Raw genomic sequence first — 14,707 nt, 5'->3', positions numbered from 1 at the left:
AATCCCTGGTCGGGGCTTTCGTGCACGTGGCGGAGGATAGGGGATTCGAACCCCTGAGGGCTTTCACCCAACACGCTTTCCAAGCGTGCGCCATAGGCCACTAGGCGAATCCTCCACGGGAGCGCCAGGCGCTCACCTCGAAAGAGCATAGCGGGTCTGGCGACCGTTCGTGAACGCGAGGGCCAAATCGACCCGCGGCGAGCCCGCGAGGCGCGCCCTGGCTACAGCTTCTTGACTGCCTCGCCCACCTCGTCGTCGCCAGACACGACCTCGAACTGCTTGTGGATGCCCACGCGGCGAACCAGCAGGGCCGCGATCACCGCCGCCACGTCTGCACGAGGAATGCTGCCGCGCTCGACCTGCTCGCCCACCTTGACGTGGCCAGTCGGCTCGTCGTCGGTGAGGCCGCCGGGGCGCACGATCGTCCAGTCGAGCTTCGCGCTGCGGGCGCGGATATCGGCGTCGGCCTCGCTCTTCGCCCGCAGGTACACCTGGTAGACGTCGTCGGAGTCGCGGTCGAACGTATCCGTGCCGATGGCGGAGACGACGACGAACCGGCGCACGTTCGCGATCTCTGCAGCATCCGCCGAGAGCATCGCGCCGTCGCGGTCGAGCGTGAGCTTGCGCTCCGCGGAGCTGCCGGGGCCAGCACCCGCGGCGAAGACGACTGCATCCACATGGCCGAGCTGCTTGGCGAGGTCGGTCGCCGTGCTCTGCTCGAGGTCGGCGATGACTGGATCCGCGCCGAGCTCCTTGAGGGAGTCCACGTAGTCCGGGTTGCGGATGATGCTCGTGACGCGGTGACCGCGCTCGATGAGCTGGGTTGTCAGGAGGCGTGCGATCTGACCATTTCCACCGATGACTGCAATTCTCATGCCTGCAGTCAAGCTGGTCAGCCTGAGTTCACGGCCAGCGTTCGCGGCGGGCGATCTGCGAGCGGCCGCGGGGCCGGCGATCGAACGGGCAGCTGCGGCCTGAGTGGCGGGGATGAGTCGCAGGAAAAGAAAAGACCCCCCGCGCACCCGCCAGAGCCCGGTTACCCTTGCTGCGTTTCCGCCCTGGGGGAGTTGGCCTGGATGGCGCCACGCGAGGAGCCGTCGACCATCATAGCGCGACGTGAGCGAGACGCGAATCGGGGGCGATTCGAATTGGCAGGATCACGACAGCCCGCTGACTCGGCACCCGACTACCATTGCCTGACGTGGGGACAAGCATCTACATCACGTCATCAGAGGGTCACTCTGGCAAGTCAGCTATCGCGCTCGGCGTGGTGAGTGCCCTGAGCCGGTCGATCGGCCGGGTCGGCGTGTTCCGACCCATCGTGCAGAGCGCTGAGGCGCGAGACGACATCCTCGAGCTCCTGCTCTCGCAGCTCGACCCGCAGAACCGCGGCTTCGAGTACGAGTCGGGCTTCGGGGTCACCTACGACGACGTGCACGCCGATCCCGACGAGGCGCTGTCCCGCATCGTCACCCGCTACCGGGCCCTCGAGCGGCGCTGCGACACCGTGGTCATCGTCGGCAGCGACTTCACCGACATCGGCAACCCCGCCGAATTGGGCTTCAACGCTCGAGTCGCCGCGAACCTCGGCGCGCCGGTCCTGCTCGTCCTGACCGGCCTCGATGCCGACAAGGGGCAGCCGCGCACGCCAGAGCAGCTGGCGCAGGCGCTCGAGGTCACCCTCCCCGAGCTCGACGCTGCGCACGCGACCCTGCTCGCCATCGCCATCAACCGCGCCGACGAGCACGCGACGGAAGAGGTGCGTGCCGCCGTCGCAGAGCGCGCGCTCCGCGAGCTCGGCCACAAGGTGCCCGTGTGGGCGATCCCCGAGACGCCGCTCCTCATGGCTCCGTCCCTGTCGCAGCTTCTGGATGCGGTCGGCGGCGAGCTCGTCTACGGCGACCGCGAGCTCCTCGGTCGCGAGGTCCTCGGCGTCGTGCTCGCGGGCATGTCCATGCAGAACGTCCTCGAGCGCCTCAAGGAGGGTGCCGTCGTCGTCATCGCGGCCGACCGCACCGAAGTGCTCCTCGCCGTGCTCCTCGCGCAGCGAGCCGAGACGTTCCCGTCGCTGACGGGCATCGTCGTCAACGGCCCGTTCGAGTTCCCGCCGGCGATCGAGCGCCTCATCAAGGGCCTCAATGTCGAGGTGCCCATCATCCGCACCAACTTCGGCACCTACGACACAGCCCAGCGCATCATGCAGACCCGCGGACGCCTCGCCGCCGCGGGCATCTCACGCCGCAAGATCGACCTCGCACTCGCCAAGTTCGAGCAGCACATCCCGGCCATCGAGGTCGTCGCGCTCCTCAACGTCAAGCCGTCGCTCGTCGTGACGCCGCTCATGTTCGAGAACACGCTCCTCGACCGGGCCCGCTCCGACCGCAAGCACATCGTCCTGCCGGAGGGGAGCGACGACCGCATCCTCGTGGCGGCGGGCTCGCTGCTGGCACGCGAGGTCGCCGAGATCACGATCCTCGGCGAGGAGTCCGAGGTGCGCGGCCGTGCATCCGCCCTCGGCGTCGACATCTCGGCAGCTCACGTGCTGAGCACGAGCAACCCCGACTACGTCGCCCGCTTCGCGGAGGAGTACGCGCGGCTCCGCGCACACAAGGGCGTCACGATCGAGGCCGCGACCGAGCGCGTGCGCGACGTCAGCTACTTCGGCACGCTCATGGTGCACCTCGGCCTCGCCGACGGAATGGTCTCAGGGGCCGCGCACACCACGGCCCACACCATCCGCCCCGGCTTCGAGATCGTCAAGACCAAGCCGGGCGTCTCCGTCGTCTCGAGCGTCTTCCTCATGGCCCTCGCCGACCGCGTGCTCGTCTACGGCGACTGCGCCGTCAACCCCGACCCGACGGCAGAGCAGCTCGCCGACATCGCCATCTCCTCCGCCGAGACGGCCACCCAGTTCGACATCGCCGTGCGCGTCGCCATGCTCTCCTACTCGACGGGGGAGTCGGGATCCGGCGCCGACGTCGACAAGGTCCGCACCGCGACCGGCATCGTGCGCGAGCGCATGCCGGAGCTGCCCGTCGAAGGGCCGATCCAGTACGACGCGGCGACGGATGCGGCGGTCGCGAGCAAGAAGATGCCAGGCAGCCAGGTGGCCGGCCGCGCCACGGTGTTCATCTTCCCCGACCTCAACACGGGCAACAACACGTACAAGGCGGTGCAGCGCTCCGCCGGAGCTGTCGCGATCGGGCCGATCCTGCAGGGCCTGAACAAGCCCATTAACGACCTCTCCAGAGGCGCGCTCGTCTCCGACATCATCAACACCGTCGCCATCACGGCGATCCAGGCGCAGCGCTCCTAGGAGCATCCGCCTCACGTCCCGCCCGCCTCTCGCGGGTCTCGAGAAAGGGTGCTCATGAGCATCGTCCTGGTCGTCAACTCCGGCTCGTCGTCCTTCAAGTACCAGCTGATCGACATGGACCGCGAGGAGACGCTCGCGTCCGGCCTCGTGGAGCGCATCGGCGAGAGCGTCGCCAGCGTCACGCACAAGACCGGGGGAGCGACCTTCGCGCGCGAAGCGGACATCCCCAACCACACGCGCGGGTTCGAGGCCATGCTGGAGGGCTTCGAGGAGCACGGCCCGAGCCTCGCCGAGTTCCCGCCGGTCGTCGTGGGGCACCGCGTCGTGCACGGCGGGCGCCGCTTCTTCGACGCGGCCGTCATCGACGGCAAGGTGCTGCAGGACATCGAGGACCTCATCCCGCTCGCGCCGCTGCACAACCCCGCCAACCTCGAGGGCATCGTCGGCGCGCGTGACGTCTTCGCAGAGACGCCGCACGTTGCGGTCTTCGACACGGCCTTCCACACGACGATGAGCGAGGCCTCGTCGCTGTACGCACTGGACGCGGCCGTCGCCAAGGAGCACAGGGTGCGCAAGTACGGCGCGCACGGCACGAGCCACAAGTTCGTCTCCGAGGAGACCGCAGGCTTCCTCGGGCGTGACCTGGGGGAGCTCAAGACGATCGTGCTGCACATCGGCAACGGCGCCAGCATGTGCGCCGTCGACGGTGGCCGTTCCGTCGAGACGAGCATGGGCATGACGCCACTCGAGGGCCTGGTCATGGGCACCCGCACCGGCGACCTCGACCCGGCCGTCCTCGTGCACCTGTCGCGTCGAGGCGGCTACACGATCGACCAGCTCGACGACCTCCTGAACCGCAAGTCCGGGCTGCTCGGGCTCACTGGGTCCGGCGACATGCGCGATGTCCGGCAGAAGGCGAACGCGGGCGACGAGCGCGCTCAGCTCGGCCTCGCCGTCTACGCGCACCGCATCCGCCACTACCTGGGCGCCTACATGCTGCTGCTCGGAGGAGTCGACGCGATCGTCTTCACCGCCGGCATCGGCGAGAACGACGCCCAGCTGCGCGCCGACGTGCTCGAGGGCCTCGAATGGCTCGGCGTGAAGCTCTCGCCCGAGCGCAACGAGTCGTCGTCGCGGGATGCTCGCCGCATCTCAACGGACGACTCGCGCATCGAGGTGCTGGTCGTGCCGACGAACGAGGAGCTCGAGATCGCGCGGCAGAGCCTGGCCGCGATCGCTTGACCTGAGCCGGAGCTGACCTGGAGGGGCGCGGTATGACCCGGCTCGGCTCGGTTCGGCCCGGCGGGGTCTGAACCAGACCACCTTGCCCTTGCCTCGGCCGATCACGGCTTTCCACATCCGCATCCGCATTTCGCATTTCGCATCCCGCGCCCTGCCTCCCACGCCCCACGCCCCCGCGTCGTCGGAGAGTGACCGCTGCCCGCCGATTTGCCGCTGAAGGGCGCCTCTGAAGGGTCATTTGGCTGGCAGCGATTTCGGCAGGGGCGCTGCTTCGGGGCCACTTGGCTGGCAGGGGGAGAGTCTGCGCGCGCTGTGAGCCCCACGGTGCGGATAGGGACGGTCCGCGGCGCGCCCGTTGTCGGTGGTGGCGTCTACGATGGTGCGCATGGCCACAGCCCTGTACCGCCGCTATCGGCCTGAGAACTTCGCCGAGATGATCGGGCAGTCGCAGGTCACCGAACCCCTCATGACCGCGCTGCGCACCGGTCGTGTCAATCACGCCTACCTGTTCTCCGGCCCGCGAGGGTGCGGGAAGACGAGCTCCGCGCGCATCCTCGCCCGCTGCCTGAACTGCGCGGAGGGGCCGACCGACACGCCATGCGGTGTCTGCCAGTCGTGCGTCGAGCTCGCGCGCGACGGCGGAGGCTCGCTCGACGTGTTCGAGATCGACGCCGCCAGTCACGGTGGCGTGGAAGACGCTCGCGAGCTGCGGGAGCGCGCCATCCTCGCGCCGAGCCGCGACCGCTACAAGATCTTCATCATCGACGAGGCGCACATGGTGACCTCGGCCGGCTTCAACGCCCTGCTCAAGGTCGTCGAGGAGCCGCCGGAGCACGTGCGCTTCGTGTTCGCGACGACCGAGCCCGAGAAGGTCATCGGCACGATCCGCTCGCGCACGCACCACTACCCGTTCCGGCTCATCCCGCCGGCCCTCATGCTCGAGTACGTCGAAGAGCTCTGCACCAGCGAGGGCGTCACCGCCGAGCCCGGCGTGCTGCCCCTCGTCGTGCGTGCCGGTGGCGGTTCTGCCCGAGACACGCTCTCGCTGCTCGACCAGATCATCGCTGGCTCCGAGACGGGTCTCCTCGGCTACCAGCGCGCCGCTGCCCTCCTCGGCTTCACCGGCCAGGAGCTGCTCGACGAGTCGATCGATGCCTTCGCCGACGCCGACCCTGCCGCTGCCTACACGGCGGTCGACCGCGTCATCCAGTCCGGCCAAGACCCTCGCCGCTACGTCGAGGACCTGCTCGAGCGCTTGCGTGACCTCATCGTCGCCAAGGCCACGGGTCCCGGTGCCGGCGCAGTGCTTCGCGGGCTCGGAGCGGACGAGGTCGAGGCGCTTCGCGTCCAGGCCGGTCGATTCTCGCCTGCCGCACTCACGGGCATCGCCGACCTCGTCAACGAGACCCTCACCGACATGAGCGGGGTGACCTCGCCGAAGCTGCACCTGGAGCTGCTCGTCGCGCGGATCCTCGTCGCGTCGCGGGCCGACTTCATCGACAGCGGCACGTTGCTCGCCGTCGCGGATGCGCCGGGCACGTCGCCGAAGCGTCTCGCCGCCCCTGCCGCCTCGGGTGCCACCGCGCCGGCCGTTGGTTCCGCCGCGTCGGCGCCAGCGGATGCGCCTGCCGCAGCTCCGCAGGCGGGCGCGCCTGCCTCAAGGTCCGAACCAGCCGCAGCCCACGCGACGCAGCCGTCGCCGTCGCAGTCGCTTGCCGACCGTGCGCCGAACGAGGCCGTGGTGCCACCGGTTCCCGCTGCCGCGCCTGCCGCCGGGGAGCCCGACACGGCGTCTGCGGCGCGTCTCGCCGCCGCGTCCTGGGCCGCCGCGACCCCAGGGTCTGGGGCGACCTCGAGCTCCGGCGCTCCCGCAGCCTCGGCAACGACTCCGGCGGAAGCTTTGGCCTCGCCGGCTCCAGCGGCGTCCGCACCTACACCTACACCTGCATCGGCTCCGGCTCCGGCTCCGGTGGTGCTACCGCCGACCGAGCCCTCGGCCGAACCGGCCGTGGACGCGGGGCCTCCCTCCGCGCCCATCGAGGAGCAGACCACGCCGGTCTCCGTCGGTGAAGCGAGCAAGGACTCCGAGCCCGAGCCCGACGCGGGTCGCACGGCCGAGGCCGAAGCGCCCTTCGACGGCCAAGCGCCGGCGGACGCCGACGCCCCTGCCGAGGACGAGCCACCCGCTCCGCCCGTCGCGGAGTCTGCGCCTGAACCCGAGTCTGCGCCTGAAGCCGAAGCCGAGTCCACGCCGGCCCCCGTCTCCGCGCCGGGCCTCACCGCCGCGCAGGAACCCGCACCCGGCGAGGCCCGCGAGCCGGCTCCGGTCCCGCACGCCACGGCCGCGCGAGCATCCGCTGAGCCGCCCGTGTTCGCGCAGCTGCGTGACGCCTGGCCGACGCTGCTCGAGCGCATGCGCGACCTCGGTGGCACACACGCCTGGAGCGTCGCCCAGTCGGTGCACCCGCGCGATCTCGTCGGCGACCTCCTGGTCTTCGAGGTGCCGTCGCGCGCCGTGCTCGATCAGTTCCGAGGCGAACGAGGCGCCGCCGACGCGCCGAGCGCCGTGCTGCGCACCGCCATCCAGGAGATGTTCGGCATCACCGTCAAGTTCCAGCCGCAGCGACCGGGCGGAGCGGGCGGCGCCGGCGCGCCAGGAGGAGGCCAGGCTCCCAGCCGCGGCGACGAGCCGGCGCCGGCACCGGCGGAGCCCGACCCGGCACCGGCTGCAGCTCCAGCCAAAACTCGAGCGGCGGACACTCGCACCGCCGGCACCTCGCGAGAGCAGTCCACGGCTGCACCGACCGCGACTCCGGCGCCCTCCGAGCGCTCATCCACGACCCCTCCGGCGAAGGCCTCGTCCTCGTCGAGCGGCCTCAACTGGACCGTCGCGAAGATCCCCGGGCAGGAGTCGGTTCCCGACGACGGCCCCGGGTCCGGATGGGCGACCGCGGCCATCCCCGGGTCTGGCCCTGCCTCGGGCGCGAGCTCGACGCCTCGCGTGCCCGCAGCATCCGCCCCGGGTGCGGTGGCGACCACGAGCGCAGCACCCGCGGTGCAGGCGGCACCTGTGGACGACGAGGTGTCAGCGCCCGTGGCAGCGCCAGCTCCGAAGCGCACCCAGCGCGTCGCGAGCGCACCCGTGATTCCCGGCGTCGAGCGCTACGGTGAGGCCATCGTTCGCGAGCGCCTCGGCGCACGCTTCATCGGCGAGGACATCATCGTGCCCGAACCCGAGGCCGCCGAGCTGCCGCCTGAGGACGACTTCTCCGCACCACCACCACCTGAAGACGGGGGCTATTGAGCCGTGCGTGCACCATCATCCGAAGGTCGGAGCAACTGAGCCATGTATGAAGGCATCATCCAGGACCTCATCGACGAGCTCGGGCGCCTGCCCGGCGTTGGTCCCAAGTCCGCGCAGCGCATCGCGTTCCACATCGTGCAGACGCAGTCCTTCGACGTGTCGCGGCTCGCGCAGATCCTCGCCACCGTCCGTGAGCGAGTGCAGTTCTGCACCGTCTGCGGCAACGTCAGCGAGGGGCCCGAGTGCAACGTGTGTCGCGACCCGCGTCGCGACCGCACCGTCATCTGCGTCGTCGAGGAGCCGAAGGACGTGGCCGCCATCGAGCGCACCCGCGAGTTCAGCGGCCTCTTCCACGTGCTGGGCGGCGCCATCAATCCGATGGAGGGCATCGGTCCGGATGACCTGAACATCCGCACCCTCCTGGCCAGGCTCGAATCGGGGGAGGTCAAGGAGGTCATCGTCGCGACCGACCCGAACCTCGAGGGAGACGCCACGGCGTCGTACCTGAGCCGGCTCCTCACAAGCATCGGCGTGCCCGTCTCCCGGCTCGCCTCCGGCCTCCCCGTCGGAGGAGACCTCGAGTACGCCGACGAGATCACCCTCGGTCGCGCCTTCTCCGGCCGCCGCGCCATCGACTGACCGTCGCGCGGCGGACTGGCGAGTTCCGCCGGTCCCCGGGGCCGCGCCAGCGCCGCCTGCCGCGCCGTCCGCCGCGACGCTCCGCTCCGCCGCTGCTTGCTGCCCCGTGTCGCCGCGCCCTCCGCTTCGCCGCGCGATCTCCGCTTCGCCCCGCCGGCCTCACTTCTGCCGCCCCTGGACTAGGCACCTCCACCCGCGCGGCGCAGAGTTGTGGGTGGGTGCGGTTGCGCGTGTTGTTGACCGCATCCGCCCACAACTCTGTCGCGGGGATGGGTGGGTGAGTGGGTCGGCGGGTGAGCGGGTGAGCGGGTGAGCGGGCGAGTGGGTCTGCGGGTCTGCGGGTGAGGGGACGAGTGGGTCTGCGGGTCGGTGGGGTCCTGCGTGGGGCGGTGCGACTCCGCGCGGCGCAGAGTTGTGGGTGGGTGCGGTTGCGCGTGTTGTTGACCGCATCCGCCCACAACTCTCTCGAGGGGATGAGCGGGCGAGTGGGTCTGCGGGTCTGTGGGGCCCTGCGTGGGGCGGTGCGACGACGCGCGGCGCAGAGTTGTGGGTAGGTGCGGTTGCGCGTGTTGTTGACCGTATCTGCCCACAACTCTGTCGAGGGGATGGGCGGGTGAGTGGGTCGGCGGGTCGGTGGGTCCCTGAGCGGGTCGGCGCGACCGCGCGGCGCCAGCGACTTGCGCGAGCAGTGTCGTCAGTCGGTCACCGCCCCGCAATCAACGGAAACGAACGGCACCCGCGCTAGGAACCGCATGCCCCCGCCGGATAGGATGGGAGCTTGTGGCGCGCGAGCGAGGCTCGACGCGCATCCCGAACCGGAGGAGACACGACACGTGAGTCTGATCGTCCAGAAGTACGGCGGATCATCGGTCGCCGATGCCGAGAGCATCAAGCGAGTGGCCCGTCGAGTCGTCGAGACCCGCCGAGCAGGGAACGACGTCGTCGTGGCTGTCTCCGCCATGGGCGACACGACGGACGACCTCATCGACCTCGCCCACCAGATCGCGACGATCCCGGATGCGCGCGAGTTCGACATGCTCGTCACGACCGGAGAGCGCGTCTCGATGGCACTCCTCGCGATGGCGATCAAGGACCTCGGCATGGACGCCAGGAGCTACACGGGCAGCCAGGCGGGCATGATCACCGACTCCACGCACGGCGATGCCCGCATCGTCGACGTCACCCCGGTGCGCGTGCGCGAGGCGCTCGACGAGGGCGCCATCGCGATCGTCGCCGGTTTCCAGGGCTTCAACCGCGACTCCAAGGACATCACCACGCTCGGGCGCGGAGGATCGGACACGACCGCCGTCGCCCTCGCCGCGGCGCTCGGCGCCGACGTCTGCGAGATCTACACCGACGTCGACGGGGTCTTCTCCGCCGACCCGCGGATCGTGCCCAAGGCGCACAAGCTGAGCTACATCTCGAGCGAGGAGATGCTGGAGCTCGCCGCCTCGGGTGCGAAGGTCCTTCACATCCGCGCGGTCGAGTACGCACGCCGACAGGGAGTCACGCTCCACGTCCGCTCGTCGTTCTCCGACCACGAGGGCACCATCGTCTACAACCCAGACCGGGCAGAGGAGTACGAAGTGGAAGCAGCAATGATCGCGGGTGTCGCCCACGACCTGAGCCAGGCCAAGATCACCATCGCGGGGGTTCCGGATGTGCCAGGCAAGGCGGCTGCGATCTTCACGATCGTCGCCGAGCAGGGCGCGAACATCGACATGATCGTGCAGAACGTGTCCGAGCAGGACACGAAGGTCACCGACATCTCCTTCACGCTCCCCAAGGCCGACGCGCAGCGCGTGCTCGACGCCGTCGCCGCGGAGGGCGAGCAGATCGGCTACGCGTCGCTGCGTCTCACGGAGGACATCGGGAAGATCTCGCTGGTCGGATCCGGCATGCGCACCAACATCGGCGTGACGGCGAAGCTCTTCACGGCGCTGAAGGATGCTGGCATCAACATCGACATGATCTCCACGTCCGAGATCCGCATCTCGATCATCACGCAGGCCGACCTCGTCACCGAGGCCACCCGCGTCATCCACACCGCCTTCGACCTCGACGGCGACGCCGAGGCTGTCGTCTACGCAGGCACCGGCCGCTGACGCGGCTGAGCAGAAAAGAGCACTCATGAGCACCAAGTTGAACGTCGCCGTCGTCGGTGCGACCGGCCAGGTCGGCGCCGTCATGCGCACCCTCCTCGAGGAGCGCGACTTCCCCGTCGCGAGCATCCGCTTCTTCGCCTCCGCCCGCTCGGCGGGAACGACCCTCCCGTTCCGCGGCGAGGACATCACGGTCGAAGACGTCGCCGTCGCCGACGTGAGCGGCATCGACATCGCGCTCTTCTCCGCGGGGGCGACCACGTCGCGCGCGCAGGCCGAGCGCTTCGCCGCCGCCGGCGCGGTTGTCATCGACAACTCGAGCGCGTGGCGCCGCGACCCCGAGGTGCCGCTGGTCGTCTCCGAGGTCAACCCGGAGGCCATCGTCGCGCCGCCGAAGGGCATCATCGCGAACCCCAACTGCACGACCATGGCCGCGATGCCCGTCCTCAAGGTGCTGCACGAGGCGGCCGGTCTCGAGCGCCTCGTCGTCTCGACCTACCAGGCCACGTCTGGCTCCGGCCTCGCGGGTGCCCGTGAGCTGTCCGGCCAGGCCGTCGCCGCGGTCTCGCAGGGCGAGGAAGCGCTCCTCGGGCTCGTGCACGACGGTTCGTCCGTCGAGTTCCCGGCTCCGGACAAGTACGTCGCCCCCATCGCCTTCAACGTGATCCCCCTCGCCGGGTCGGTCGTCGACGACGGATCCGAGGAAACGGACGAAGAGCAGAAGCTGCGCAACGAGAGCCGCAAGATCCTCGGCCTCCCCGAGCTTCGCGTGAGCGGAACGTGCGTTCGCGTCCCCGTCTTCACGGGCCACTCGCTGTCGATCAACGCCGAGTTCGCCGACGCGCTCACGCCTGACCGTGCGCGCGAGCTGCTCGCTGCGGCGCCGGGCGTCGCGCTGGTGGACGTGCCCACGCCGCAGCAGGCTGCCGGCGCCGACCCGAGCCTCGTCGGCCGCATCCGCCAGGACCAGTCGGTCGACGGCAACCGCGGTCTCGCGCTGTTCATCTCGAACGACAACCTCCGCAAGGGCGCAGCGCTCAACGCGGTGCAGATCGCCGAGCTCGTCGCCGCCAAGGCCTGACGACCGCCTCTTCCGCACAGAACGGACGCCCTCTCAGGGGCGTCCGTTCTTGCGTCTGGCGCCGAGAATGCCGCGGCGGAACACGCCCGTGGTGGCCATTGCATTCGAAAACGGCAAAAAGCTCAGAATGTGACGACTGACGTGCATCCTCGAAGCGGACGTGCATCTGCCTCGGACGTAGACTGTCTCGGTGACTGATTCACAGAAGATCTACGACGTCGTCCTGATCGGCGGGGGCATCATGAGTGCCACCCTCGGCTCGCTTCTCAACAAGCTTGAGCCGGAGTGGAGCATCAAGATCATCGAGCGACTCGACGGGCTCGCTCAGGAGAGCTCGAGCCCGTGGAACAACGCGGGAACTGGGCACGCAGCGCTCTGCGAGCTCAACTACACGCCTGAGAAGGACGGCGTCATCGACGCGTCCAAGGCAATCCAGATCAACGAGCAGTTCCAGGTGTCTCGTCAGTTCTGGGCCTCGCTCGTCGAGGCGGGCGAGCTGCCCGAGCCGTCCGGGTTCATCAACTCCGTGCCGCACATGACGTTCGTTCGAGGGGCCGAGAACGTCGAGTTCCTGCGCCGCCGCTTCGAGCTGCTCAAGACCGAGCCGCTCTTCTCGACGATGGAGTTCTCCGACGACCTCGAGGTCATCAAGGCGTGGGCGCCGTCGCTCGTCGAGGGGCGCCCGTCGGGCGAGAAGGTCGCCGCGACGCGCGTCGCCGCCGGAACCGACGTCGACTTCGGTGCGCTGACGCACAAGCTCGTGCAGGGTCTTGTCGACCGGGGCGCCGTGCTGCGCCTCAACACGGAGGTCATCGCGCTCCGCCAGCAGCGCGACGGCATCTGGCAGATCGCGACGCAGCAGCGTGCCGGCGAGCAGAAGGGCCGCAAGAACGTCACCCGTGCGCGCTTCGTGTTCGTCGGGGCAGGCGGCGGCGCGCTTCCGCTGCTGCAGAAGTCTGGCATCGACGAGATCAAGGGCTACGGCGGCTTCCCCATCTCCGGCCAGTTCCTGCGCACCGACAACCCGGCGGTCGTCGAGAAGCACCTCGCGAAGGTCTACGGCAAGGCATCCGTCGGCGCCCCGCCCATGTCGGTGCCGCACCTCGACACGCGTGTCGTCGACGGCAAGCCGGCCCTCATGTTCGGGCCGTACGCGGGCTTCAGCCCCAAGTACCTGAAGACGGGCAGCTACCTCGACCTCGTCAAGTCGCTGCGCCCGCACAACCTCATCCCGATGCTCGCAGTCGCGAAGGACAACTTCGACCTCGTCACCTACCTCGTCGGCCAGGTGCTCGCGAGCAAGGACAAGAAGTTCGAGCAGCTGCAGGAGTTCTTCCCGGAGGCGAACGCCGCCGACTGGCGCCTCATCACGGCGGGGCAGCGCGTGCAGGTCATGAAGAAGGACCCGAAGCGCGGCGGCATCCTGCAGATGGGCACGGAGGTCGTGGCCAAGAAGGACGGTTCGATCGCCGGCCTGCTCGGGGCCTCGCCCGGAGCATCCGTCGCCGTGCCGGTCATGATCGACCTGCTCGGCCGCTGCTACCCGCAAAAGAAGGCCGAATGGGCCCCGAAGCTCGAGGCGCTCGTACCGAGCCTCGGCACCGACGTCAACGATTCGGCCGAGCTCGCCGACTCAACGCAGGCGGCCAGCGCGAAGGCGCTTGAGCTCAACGCGCACTAGGACACGCGCTCAGGCAGCCCCGAGGCGGCCGACGCACGCCACCGAAGCCGTTCCGCACCCGCGGGGCGGCTTCGCTGCGTCAGCCCTGGTCCGATCGGCGGCGCAGCGCGAGGCGGACGACGACGCCCATGAGGAAGACGCCGAGCGCCGACGCCAGCGCGAGCGGGGGCAGCGTCACGACGAGCACGACGCAGCCGAGGGCGCCGAGCGCTGAGACGGCGCGCGGAACGCTGCGGTGCTCCCTCGCCTGGGTGAGCGCGCTGAGATTCGCGACCAGGTAGTAGACGAGCACTCCAGCGCTGGAGAACCCGATGACCTCGCGGATGTCGCCGACGCAGATCAGCAGCGCGGCGCCGGCCGCGACGGCGAGCACCGCGACCCGGGGTACCGAGGTCGACGGATGCTGGCGCGCCAGCGGGCCGGGCAGCTCGTGTCGTCTGCCCATCGCCATCGCCGTCCGGGAGCTCCCCGCCAGCACGGCCGAGAGTGCCCCGATCGAGGCGACCGCGGCAAGGATGCCGACTACGGCCTGGACCGCGGGCTGGGTCTCGACGAGGGCCGCTATCGGAGCCGGTGTCAGCGCGAGCCTGCCCGGGCCGAGCGTTGTCAGGAGCGCCCATCCGAGCATCGCCAGGATGACGCTCACGATGAGGAAGGACAGCAGCATCGCCCTTGGCACGGTGCGCCGCGGATCGCGGACCTCCTCGGAGAGCGTCGCGACGCGGGCGTAGCCGGCGAAGGCGAAGAAGAGGATGCCGGCGCCCTGCAGGACGCCGCTGGCCGAGAACTGGGCATCGCTTCCGGACGCGGAGCCGAAGAGCGGCGGCGAGAGCTGCGCCGTGACCAGGACTGCGACGAGCCCGAGCATCACGACGCCGGCGATGATCGTCGCGATGGCCGCTGTCCGCGTGATGCCGAACATGCCGGCCGCGGTGACGGCGAGCAGCACCGCGAGTGCGACCGGCCGCGCGAACGGCTCAGGCACGAGGTACGCGGCGGCCGTGATGGCCATGGCCGCGACCGAAGCGGTCTTGCCGATCACGAAGCCCCAGCCGGCGAGGAAGCCTGGCCACTCGCCGAGCTGCTCGCGCCCGTAGAGGTACACGCCACCCGCTCCTGGATGCTGACGCGCGAGTTGCGCGGTCGATGCTGCGTTGCTCGCGGCGACGACCAGCGCGACGCCGAGGCTCAGCAGCAGCCAGCTGCCGGCCGCCTGGGCCGCCGGAGCGAACGCGGAGAAGACGCCTGCGCCGAGCATGGCGGAGACGCCGATCGCCGTCGCGCCGACCGTGCCGACCTTCCTCGGCTCCGCCGTCTGCTGCATCCGCCCGCCTCCCGCTCC

The 14,707-nt window shown here is 70.0% G+C and carries 9 protein-coding genes, 1 tRNA gene and 1 other RNA gene; 7 read left to right on the top strand and 4 right to left on the bottom strand.

From position 1 onward, the window contains the following. Positions 1 to 27: 27 nt before the first annotated feature. The 3 genes from C5E05_RS10325 to ffs all read right to left on the bottom strand — a co-directional run bounded on the left by C5E05_RS10325 (position 28) and on the right by ffs (position 1,099). A tRNA-Ser gene (locus C5E05_RS10325) sits at positions 28 to 115 on the bottom strand. A gap of 106 nt (positions 116 to 221) precedes the next feature. Then, positions 222 to 875, bottom strand: coding sequence for an SDR family oxidoreductase (locus C5E05_RS10320; protein ID WP_104341873.1), 654 nt, complete (start codon positions 873 to 875; stop codon positions 222 to 224). Positions 876 to 1,002: 127 nt separating this feature from the next. Then, positions 1,003 to 1,099: signal recognition particle sRNA small type (ffs, locus tag C5E05_RS10315), an RNA gene on the bottom strand. 102 nt (positions 1,100 to 1,201) lie between these two features. Here ffs and pta point away from each other — a divergent pair. The 7 genes from pta to C5E05_RS10280 all read left to right on the top strand — a co-directional run bounded on the left by pta (position 1,202) and on the right by C5E05_RS10280 (position 13,365). After that, positions 1,202 to 3,316: a phosphate acetyltransferase gene (gene pta, locus C5E05_RS10310; protein ID WP_104341930.1), complete on the top strand. Its 2,115-nt coding sequence runs from the start codon at positions 1,202 to 1,204 to the stop codon at positions 3,314 to 3,316. A gap of 54 nt (positions 3,317 to 3,370) precedes the next feature. Continuing rightward, complete coding sequence (locus tag C5E05_RS10305) at positions 3,371 to 4,558, top strand: acetate/propionate family kinase (RefSeq protein ID WP_104341929.1); 1,188 nt, start codon at positions 3,371 to 3,373, stop codon at positions 4,556 to 4,558. Positions 4,559 to 4,943: 385 nt separating this feature from the next. Then, on the top strand, positions 4,944 to 7,862 hold the full coding sequence (locus C5E05_RS10300; protein WP_104341872.1) for a DNA polymerase III subunit gamma and tau: 2,919 nt from the start codon (positions 4,944 to 4,946) through the stop codon (positions 7,860 to 7,862). A gap of 42 nt (positions 7,863 to 7,904) precedes the next feature. After that, entirely contained in the window at positions 7,905 to 8,501 is a 597-nt protein-coding gene (gene recR, locus C5E05_RS10295; RefSeq protein ID WP_068476612.1) for a recombination mediator RecR, read from the top strand. Between the two features lie 833 nt (positions 8,502 to 9,334). Continuing rightward, complete coding sequence (locus C5E05_RS10290; RefSeq protein WP_104243220.1) at positions 9,335 to 10,606, top strand: aspartate kinase; 1,272 nt, start codon at positions 9,335 to 9,337, stop codon at positions 10,604 to 10,606. A gap of 25 nt (positions 10,607 to 10,631) precedes the next feature. After that, a complete protein-coding gene (locus C5E05_RS10285) occupies positions 10,632 to 11,684 on the top strand; it encodes an aspartate-semialdehyde dehydrogenase (protein WP_104243219.1) in 1,053 nt (350 codons plus the stop codon). A 190-nt stretch (positions 11,685 to 11,874) separates the two neighbouring features. Further along, on the top strand, positions 11,875 to 13,365 hold the full coding sequence (locus C5E05_RS10280) for a malate:quinone oxidoreductase (RefSeq protein ID WP_104299737.1): 1,491 nt from the start codon (positions 11,875 to 11,877) through the stop codon (positions 13,363 to 13,365). A gap of 79 nt (positions 13,366 to 13,444) precedes the next feature. Here C5E05_RS10280 and C5E05_RS10275 read toward each other — a convergent pair whose 3' ends face one another. Next, entirely contained in the window at positions 13,445 to 14,689 is a 1,245-nt protein-coding gene (locus C5E05_RS10275; RefSeq protein WP_104243215.1) for an APC family permease, read from the bottom strand. Between the last annotated feature and the right edge of the window lie 18 nt (positions 14,690 to 14,707).

It is taken from the genome of Pseudoclavibacter sp. AY1H1, from assembly GCF_002931055.1.
Lineage (GTDB): Bacteria > Actinomycetota > Actinomycetes > Actinomycetales > Microbacteriaceae > Pseudoclavibacter.
Note: the sequence above shows the minus strand (reverse complement) of the source record. Positions and strands in the feature narration are given on the sequence as shown.